This window comes from Arthrobacter sp. TJ-236, assembly GCF_058269235.1.
Genome location: NZ_JBZCNI010000011.1, coordinates 1 through 8,174, shown reverse-complemented (window position 1 = coordinate 8,174; position 8,174 = coordinate 1). Strand labels below are relative to the sequence as shown.

Sequence of the window (8,174 nt, the reverse complement as noted above, 5' to 3'; positions counted from 1 at the left end):
CTCCGGACACCCGACGAACCCTGAGGGTCGAGCGGCCAGGTCTCCGACGACGTCACCTCGCGGCGAGGTACCGGATCTTCACCAGCTCCGAACCGGGCAGGACGCTCGCGTCGATCAGACGTAGGCCCGCCCTGGAGCCGGAGTACAGCTTGCTCCCCTCTCCGAGGAGGGCAGCGCCGACCAGCACGATGAGTTCGTCGACGAGCCCGAGCTCGAGCAGAGGACTCCAGGTCGTCGCACTGCCGAACATCACCAGATCACCGGTGCCCTCCTGCTTCAGGCGTGTGAGTTCCGCCGGGGCTGCGGACCTCGGGATGATGCGCGTGGTTCGTGCCCACGGTGCGTCCGGATCCTCCGTCATGGAATCGCTGACGACCACCTTCGGCAGCGTCAGGACGAGGCGCGCGATGTCGTGCTCGCGCTCGTTCGCGGACGCATCCACTGCGACCGCGGACCAGAAGTCCCAGTTCTCCGTGAACCACGTACTGCCGTAGACGAGGGTCCCGGCGGTCCGCAGCAGTGCGAGGTTGTGGGTGTTGAAAGCGTCCTCGAAGGGCATCACGCTGAGATCGCCATCGGGGCCCTGGAAGTAGCCATCCAGTGATGCGAGGACCGAAACCACGAGTCTGGTCATGCGGTGAGCGTACAACTCCCTCACCGGCATCGGCGGAGATCCGCCTTCCGTTCCCCGGTACGCTCACGACATCGAGTGTCAGTCCTGAGATGGGGGAAGCAGTGTTGGGCATTGATGGAGTAGGAATCCTGATCGTCGTGGCCATCTGGGGTGTTCCCCTGTTCCTCGGCTCACTGCTGCTGTACTGGATCATCCGGCTCGGAGTGAAGCACGGAATGCGCTCGTACTCCGCCGAGGCCGCCGGTCGCGCAGTCCCCGCGCGAGGCGTCGTCGCTGCGGAAGCGACCGGTCCGGTGGACGGCCCACCTGTCGATTCGTCCGAGACTCCCGTTCGGTAGGTGCCGCCCGTCGCCGGCGTCCAGCGGGCATGTAATGCCGCGACGCCGCGGGCAGCCGTCGGCCTCAGGCGGACGCGGCGAGCCGTGCGCGGGCGAGGCGCTTCAGCCCGTCGGCCGGCCGCACGAGCTCCGGCCAGCGCGGCTGGAGATCGTCGCCGAGGGTGACCCTCCGGAGCCGCCGACCGAACATCGGCACCACCCATTCGTTCAGCCATGCGCTCTCCCGACGGAGGCCGGCAACCAGGCCGGCGTACCCCTGCCGTTCGGGCAGCTGCGGGACGAGGGAGTGGTCCACGCCGAGGATCCTCAGCACGTGGGCCGCGAGGTTGCGGTGCCCGGCGGGCGACATGTGGAGGCGGTCGGCGTCCCACAGCCCGGGGTCGGAGTACTCGTCGAAGCACCAGTAGTCCACCAGCACGGCGTCGTACTCGCGGGCAATCCGCCGCACGTGGTCGTTGTACAGCCAGTTGCGTCGCTTCATGGGCTCGAAGACAGGGCTGAGCGGGATGTCGAAGCCGGTGAAGAGCAGGGGCCGGGCGCCCGACCGGGCGATGCGCTGCACCATGGACTCGTACTCGCGCATGAGCGCGGGCATGTCGGCACGGAGCTCGAGGATGTCGTTCCCGCCCGCATACAGGCTGACCAGCGTTGGTTTCAGGGCCAGCGCGCGGTCCACCTGTTCGTCACGCACGTGGTGCAGCCGCTTGCTGCGGATCGCGAGGTTGGCGTACTCCCACTCCGGGTCCTGACGTGCCAGCTGCTTCGCCACGCGATCGGCCCAGCCACGGACCCCGTTGGGGAACTTCGGGTTCCAGTCGCCGACACCCTCCGTGAACGAATCCCCGATTGCCACCCAACGCCCAGCCATCCGGTCAACGCTAGCCCAGGGCCGCCAACAGCGGGCGACGACGGGGCGAACGTCGGGTGAATCGCGGCGGCGTGATCACCCGCGGGCCCGCATACGGCGTCGCCACCGACGCCGCCGGCGTCGGCTTCAGCGCAGGGGCGCGACCGGCCCTGTGCGTCGCACAGCTGACACCTCGCGTTGGGGAGGCGTTTGCGCTCCGGTTACGGGCCTCCTCTACCGTGGCGGCGGTAGTGACCGTTGGGTCACGTCACGCAGAGAGGCAGACATGACGAACGCAGATCAGTCCACGATCAGCAGGCGGACCGCGTTGGCCGCCGCCGCGACCCTGGGCGCCGTGGGGATGTCACTGGCAACCGGCCCCGGAGCCACCGCGGCCCCTGGACCGAAGGCTCCCAAGCCCACCCTCGCATTCCGCCCCGATGGACGGTTCAAGGTGGTCCAGTTCAACGACACCCAGGACGACGAGCAGACCGACCGCCGCACCATCGAGCTGATGGACAGGACGTTGGACGCCGAGCGCCCCGACTTCGTGGTGATCAACGGCGATGTCATCACCGGCGGCTGCGACACCGAGCTGCAGGTCAAGCAGGCGCTGAACCACGTGGTGCAGCCCATGGAGAGCCGTCAGATTCCGTGGGCAGTCACCTTCGGCAACCACGACGAGGACTCGGCGGGGCCGACGGGCATGACCGAGGTGAGGATGCTCCAGTTCCTGCAGACGTACACGTACAACGTCAATGCGAACTCCACCGACGGAGTGACCGGTACGTCGAACTCCCTGCTGCTGGTGCAGTCCTCGACGTCCAAGGACCCCGCCTTCGGTCTGTGGCTCCTCGATACCGGCCGGTACGCCCCGGACAGCATCAACGGCCAGAACTTCGAGGGCTATCCGGACTGGGACTGGGTGAGGATGGACCAGGTCGCCTGGTACCGCAACGTCTCCATCGCGACGGAGAAGAAGTACGGGCGGAAGATCCCGTCCCTCATGTGGGGTCACATCCCACTCCATGAACACCGCATCATGTGGTTCGCCAGCCTCGACTCCCGCACCGAGGCCGACCACCAGCGCGCCCTGAAGAAGCACGGCATCGTGGGTGAACGGAACGAGGACGAGTGCCCCGGCCCGTTCAACTCAGGTCTGTTCAGCGCCTTCCTGGAACGCGGGGACGTCCGCGGCTACTTCGTGGGCCATGATCACGTGAACACCTACGTGGGCAACTACTACGGCGTGGAACTCGGGTACGGGCCGGGATCCGGGTTCGGCGCCTACGGCCTTCCGGGCGCGGACCGCAACCGCCTGCGGGGCGCCCGGGTCTTCGAGCTCGATGAGAACCACCCCGGCGTCTACAAGCAGACCCGGCTGGTGTTCGCCAAGGACCTCAAGATCGACCTCACGGCCAACGACCAGCCGATCGTCCCCCGACCGCTGAACGCGGCGCAGGGCTGACACCTCCGGATAAGCCCCTCGAAAGAGCCGCCGACCCATCTCCTCCGTCTGTCCGCCCGGGACGGAGGAGATGCGGCGTGGGGCTGATGGGCGGTCACCTGCGCCGCCGTCAGCCCGTGATGGCAGTCTTCTCCAGGTGCGCCGCGAGGACGTCGCGGACGCCGGTCCAGGTCTGCTGTCCGTAGCGCTCGTTGTCCACGTGCCGCAACTCGGCCTCACCACTGAACATGCTGACGAAGTACTGCATGCCCTGCCACGCGGGGAACGTCGCCTCCTCGTCCCTCGACACACGCCGCCCGATGCGCGCCATGCCGGACAGGATCCCCGTGGTACCCGCCCACTGCGTGGTGAACGGGGTACCCGTCAGATCGCTCATGATGCGCGCGACGTCCCGGGCCGTGACGCGGTCGCCTGCGACCTCGACGACGCGGGGTGCGTCGTCGTCCAGTGCCACGTGCGCGACGGTACGGGCGACGTCGTCCTTCGTGGTGAAGTCCAGGACCTGGTCCGGTGAGGACCAGTAGAGCACCCTGTGCCGCGCGAAGAGGATCATCGGGGCCTGTCCGGTGAGCATGTCGGCGAAGGCGCCGTTCAGGACGGACGTTGCGCGGATGGGCGCGGCATCAAGGTCCGCCGCGAAGTCGCGGCGCAGCTCGAAGTTGCGGTTGCTGCCCGGGGTGACGCGCCGGTAGTCGGCGGAGTAGTCGGAGGGGATGAAGCGGGGCACCCCGGCCTCGACGGCCGCGGCGAGGAGCGCCCGCTGGGCGTCGAGGACAACCGTCCGCGCGCCGCTGACAGCGGAGACGACGACGTCGGTGCCGGTGAGTGCGGCGACGAGGCCGGCGTGATCCGTGTACGCGGCTTCTCGGATCTCCACGCGGTCCCGGTCCCCGTACTGGGCCTGCGCGGTCCCGCTCCCGGGACGGGTCAGGACGCGGACGAGCGCTTCGGGGTCGGCGGCCTGGAGTTCACGGACGATCCGGCGGCCGAGGTCGCCGGTGGCGCCTGCGACGAGGAGGGTGGTCATGACGGGGTGCTCTTCTCTGTGGGGGTGATGCCGCGGCCGGTACGACGACGCCGGGTCGAGGAGGGTTGCTCCGCCACCGGCTGCTCGGTGCCTGCGGGCGGCCCGATGCAGGATTCCGCGTCGCCGGCGACGAGCGCGACCCGCGCCATGAGCCGCCGAAGCTGCGCCTGCTCGTCCGCGGAGAGGTCACGCATGAGCACGCCCTCCACCTCGCGGAGGGCTGCGCGGGCGGAATCGAGGAGTGCGCGGCCAGGGGCGGTCGGGAGGACCTGACGAATCCGGCGATCCTGCGGATCCGGCCGGCGTTCCACGAGGCCTGCGCCTTCAAGGGCGTCGACGACGTAGGTCATCGCCGTCTTATCGATGCCGAGGCGCTGGGACAGGACCAGCTGCGACGTCGGCTCCTCGGTGGTGACGGCCACGAGCACCTGGTAACCGCGAGGGCCGCCGGGTACATCAGCCACCGCTCCCGTCGCCATCCGCGAGAAACCCTGCGACATCGCCTGGAGGGACCATCCGAGTTCGGTCCGGATGCCGCCGGCCTCCCAATCGATGCCGGAGGGATCCATGGAGTCCGGCGCAGGCGAGGAGGGCATGACGCAATGGTAGCGCGTCAAGACGATCTCAAACACAGACGATCTGTGCGTAAGATGACTTCACATCCACGGTCGGCTTCCCCGACCCCAGCCCGAAGGTCGCCATGCCCCACGCCAACCCCGCCACCTCCCCCGCGGAGCAGCCCACCGATGCCAGCGGCATCCACCCGTTCACCCTCCACGTCCCGGACGCCGATCTCGACGATCTCCGCCGTCGCGTCCTGGCCACGCGATGGCCCGACCGCGAGACCGTGACCGACACGTCGCAGGGGCCGCAGCTGGGGAAACTGCAGGCGCTCGCCCACCACTGGGCCACGGCTTACGACTGGCGCCGCACCGAGTCCCTGCTCAACGCGTGGAGCCAGTTCACCACCACGATCGACGGCCTCGACATCCACTTCGTGCACGTGCGGTCCTCCGTGCCCGGGGCGCGGGCGTTGCTGCTCACGCATGGCTGGCCGGGTTCCGTCCTCGAGTTCCGGCACGCCGTCGGGCCGCTGACCGATCCCGAGGCCCACGGAGGGGATGCGGCGGACGCCTTCGACGTCGTCATTCCCAGCCTTCCCGGGTTCGGGTTCTCCGGGAAGCCGACCGGGACGGGCTGGGACACGCAGCGGACCGCGAAGGCGTGGGCCGTGCTCATGGAGCGTCTCGGCTACGACCGCTGGTTCGCCCAGGGCGGCGACCTCGGCGCGTCCGTCACGGCCGAACTCGCGGCGCTGCAGCAGTCGGAGGAGATCGGGCTCGCCGGCATCCACCTCACCATGGCCCTCTTCATGCCCTCGGACGAGGAGATGCGCACCGCCTCCGCCGACGAGCAGGTGATGCTGCAAGAGGGCGGGTACTACTGGCAGACGCTCTCCGCCTACTCGCAGCAGATGTCCACCCGGCCCCAGACGATCGGCTACCCGCTCTCGGACTCGCCCATCGGTCTCGCAGCCTGGATCTACGCGATGTTCCAGGACGTCGGGGGCTCACACGACCGCCACGGGAATGCCGAGGCACTGTTCACCCTCGACGAGATGATCGACGACATCATGCTGTACTGGTTGCCCAACACGGCGGCGTCGGCCGCCCGCATGTACTGGGAGGCGGGCAGGAACGGCTGGGCCAACCCGGGAACGCTCGAGGAACCGCTCACGCTTCCCGTGGGGCTCAGCATCATGCCGGGCGAGTACGTCCGCCGCTCACGCCGCTGGGCCGAGCGACGCTACACGAACCTGGTGCTCTTCAGCGAGGTGGCCGACGGCGGGCACTTCGCGTTGCTCGAGCAGCCCGAACTCCTCGTCGACGACATCCGCGCGACGTTCCGCGGGCTGCGGTAGGACGCCCCGGCCGGATCGGCGGGATCACCGACGCCGCGCAGAAGGGTCGCCAGGACGACTGGCTGATCACGATGCAGGCGGAGGCAGAGGCGGAACCCACGTTCCGCCGGTGGTGAAGCGAGGGTCTGAAGACAGGCTGCCGTGGGTGAAGGCCTGGCCCGAGACCACTGCGACACCTCCGCCCGAGCCCCTGGGCTGACGACGGATCGGTCTCGCCGGGGCCAGCCCAGTCACGGGCGCTAGGGTGGCTGCATGATCGCACTCGTGCACGCTCCGGCAGACCTCGTCGTCGGCACCAGCGACGGCGTCCGCGTCCGATTCGCCGGGGTGGAACTGGCGGACGCGCCGGGCTATGTCGGCGCCGCCGCCGGCACGTCGGGCATACATCTGCTCCTCAGTGGGGTGCGTGGGGATGAAACGCTGGCACGCGATGCGCGGTTCGAGCAGGAACGTGCTGACTGGGCGGACCGGCGTCGCCTCCCGGGATCGGACACGACGGAGAACCCACCGGTCATGCCTGCCATCGCCGTGTTCGACGGACTCAGCACGGTCGTCTCCGACGACGTCGGTACCGAGTACCACCGTGCAGGCGGCGTGGTGGCAGGAGACGGGACGCCATGGGATGCCCGTTGGATCTACACGCCGGCCCCACCGGTCACCGCCCGGACCCTACGCCTCGAGTTCAACGTGGACGGAACGCCGGCAGGGGTTTCCTGTGAGTTCGCCCTGTCCTCCGACTCCCATCGCTAGCAGCGCGATCATGGACGGCTTGGCACCACGACGGCTTGCTGGGACCGGCGCCGCCGTCGGCCTGCTGTCGCTCGTCCTGTACGTGGGCGCGGCGATCGCCTCCGCCATCGACTACAACCTGACCGAGGCGGCGGAGCCGCCGATCGACGGGCCGCCGTCGATCATCCTGCTCGCAGCCGCTCTCGGACAGGGACTCGTCCCTGTCGCGCTCACCCTGCTGGTCCTGGCGTTGGCCCTTCGGCGTCGTCACGGGGGAGGAAGGCGGCCCGACGACGAACCACGCCACTCGTGAGTCGTCGGGCGAAACTCGCCGATGCAGCCCGCCGTACGTGCCATCGCCGTCTGGGAGGGCGTCCCGGGCGCCGCCCGCGTTAGGCTCCGAGCATGCGCAAAGACGTCATCCCGGATCCCGCCAACAGCCGCGCCTTCTACAAGTTCCTGACCTCCGTGGTGGTGCCTCGGCCCATCGCCTGGGTGTCATCGACGTCCGCGGATGGCGTGGACAACCTCGCACCGCACTCCTTCTTCACCATCGCGTCCGTGAACCCGCCGATCGTCCAGTTCACCTCCGTGGGCCGCAAGGATTCCTTGCGCAACATCGAGGCGACGGGCGAGTTCGTCGTCGCCTTCACGCCCGAGCACCTCTTCGAGGCGGTCAACGCCACCGGAACCGACTTCCCGCCGGACGTCAGCGAGTTCGACGCCGTCGGCCTCACCCGCGAGCCCAGTCTCACCGTCACACCACCGCGCGTGCGCGAATCACCGGTGGCCCTCGAGTGCCGCCTCCACCTCATCCAGGAGATGGGCGACTGCACGCTCGTGTTCGGCGAGGTGCTGCACGCCGTTGTCTCCGAGGACGTGCTCGACGGCGACCTGCCGGCCATCGACGCGCTGGCTCCCCTCTCCCGCCTCGGGAAGAACGAGTGGGGGACGGCGGGCAGCATCCGCGAGATCACGCGCATCCCGGTGCAGCAGTGGCCCGGCCATTACGCAGATTCCCCCTCCTGACAAGGGATGACGCGCGTGTCCCGCCCCACAGGTGCTGCTCAGCGTCCTGACCTACAGTGAAGTCATCTGCGGGTTAGCACCCCATCCCCGGCTGGGAAGCCTTCTCGCTACCCCAGGGACAACCATGAGTGTCACCGCTGCCCCCCGCACCGTCCGCATCTCGCGGCCGAACGACGTCGTC

Annotated in this window: 10 protein-coding genes; 6 read left to right on the top strand and 4 right to left on the bottom strand. The window is 69.0% G+C overall.

Going from position 1 to position 8,174, the window contains the following annotated elements; translation table 11 throughout:
• Positions 1-52 precede the first annotated feature (52 nt).
• Entirely contained in the window at positions 53-634 is a 582-nt protein-coding gene (locus AC4D16_RS16895; RefSeq protein ID WP_490955855.1) for a dihydrofolate reductase family protein, read from the bottom strand.
• A gap of 89 nt (positions 635-723) precedes the next feature.
• On the opposite strand from AC4D16_RS16895, the gene AC4D16_RS16890 reads away from it, so the two are divergent.
• Positions 724-972: a hypothetical protein gene (locus AC4D16_RS16890; RefSeq protein WP_490955854.1), complete on the top strand. Its 249-nt coding sequence runs from the start codon at positions 724-726 to the stop codon at positions 970-972.
• 64 nt (positions 973-1,036) lie between these two features.
• Here AC4D16_RS16890 and AC4D16_RS16885 read toward each other — a convergent pair whose 3' ends face one another.
• Complete coding sequence (locus AC4D16_RS16885) at positions 1,037-1,840, bottom strand: SGNH/GDSL hydrolase family protein (RefSeq protein WP_490955853.1); 804 nt, start codon at positions 1,838-1,840, stop codon at positions 1,037-1,039.
• Positions 1,841-2,105: 265 nt separating this feature from the next.
• Between AC4D16_RS16885 and AC4D16_RS16880 the strand changes: the two genes are divergently transcribed.
• A complete protein-coding gene (locus AC4D16_RS16880; protein WP_490955852.1) occupies positions 2,106-3,287 on the top strand; it encodes a metallophosphoesterase family protein in 1,182 nt (393 codons plus the stop codon).
• 109 nt (positions 3,288-3,396) lie between these two features.
• Here the strand turns inward: AC4D16_RS16880 and AC4D16_RS16875 are convergent, their stop codons facing one another.
• Positions 3,397-4,314, bottom strand: a complete 918-nt coding sequence (locus AC4D16_RS16875) for an NmrA family NAD(P)-binding protein (RefSeq protein WP_490955851.1) — start codon at positions 4,312-4,314, stop codon at positions 3,397-3,399.
• Positions 4,311-4,910, bottom strand: coding sequence for a MarR family winged helix-turn-helix transcriptional regulator (locus AC4D16_RS16870; RefSeq protein ID WP_490955850.1), 600 nt, complete (start codon positions 4,908-4,910; stop codon positions 4,311-4,313). The genes AC4D16_RS16875 and AC4D16_RS16870 overlap by 4 nt, the downstream gene beginning before the upstream one ends.
• Positions 4,911-5,014: 104 nt before the next feature.
• Between AC4D16_RS16870 and AC4D16_RS16865 the strand changes: the two genes are divergently transcribed.
• The 4 genes from AC4D16_RS16865 (at position 5,015) to AC4D16_RS16850 (ending at position 7,993) form a co-directional block, all read left to right on the top strand.
• The gene (locus tag AC4D16_RS16865) at positions 5,015-6,235 is read left to right on the top strand and encodes an epoxide hydrolase family protein (protein WP_490955849.1); all 1,221 of its coding nucleotides are present in this window, start codon (positions 5,015-5,017) and stop codon (positions 6,233-6,235) included.
• 252 nt (positions 6,236-6,487) lie between these two features.
• Positions 6,488-6,985 carry a hypothetical protein gene (locus tag AC4D16_RS16860; RefSeq protein WP_490947792.1) on the top strand — a complete coding sequence of 166 codons (498 nt, stop codon included), beginning with the start codon at positions 6,488-6,490 and terminating at the stop codon, positions 6,983-6,985.
• 10 nt (positions 6,986-6,995) lie between these two features.
• Positions 6,996-7,277: a hypothetical protein gene (locus AC4D16_RS16855; protein WP_490955848.1), complete on the top strand. Its 282-nt coding sequence runs from the start codon at positions 6,996-6,998 to the stop codon at positions 7,275-7,277.
• Between the two features lie 92 nt (positions 7,278-7,369).
• Complete coding sequence (locus AC4D16_RS16850; RefSeq protein ID WP_490955847.1) at positions 7,370-7,993, top strand: flavin reductase family protein; 624 nt, start codon at positions 7,370-7,372, stop codon at positions 7,991-7,993.
• Positions 7,994-8,174: the final 181 nt, after the last annotated feature.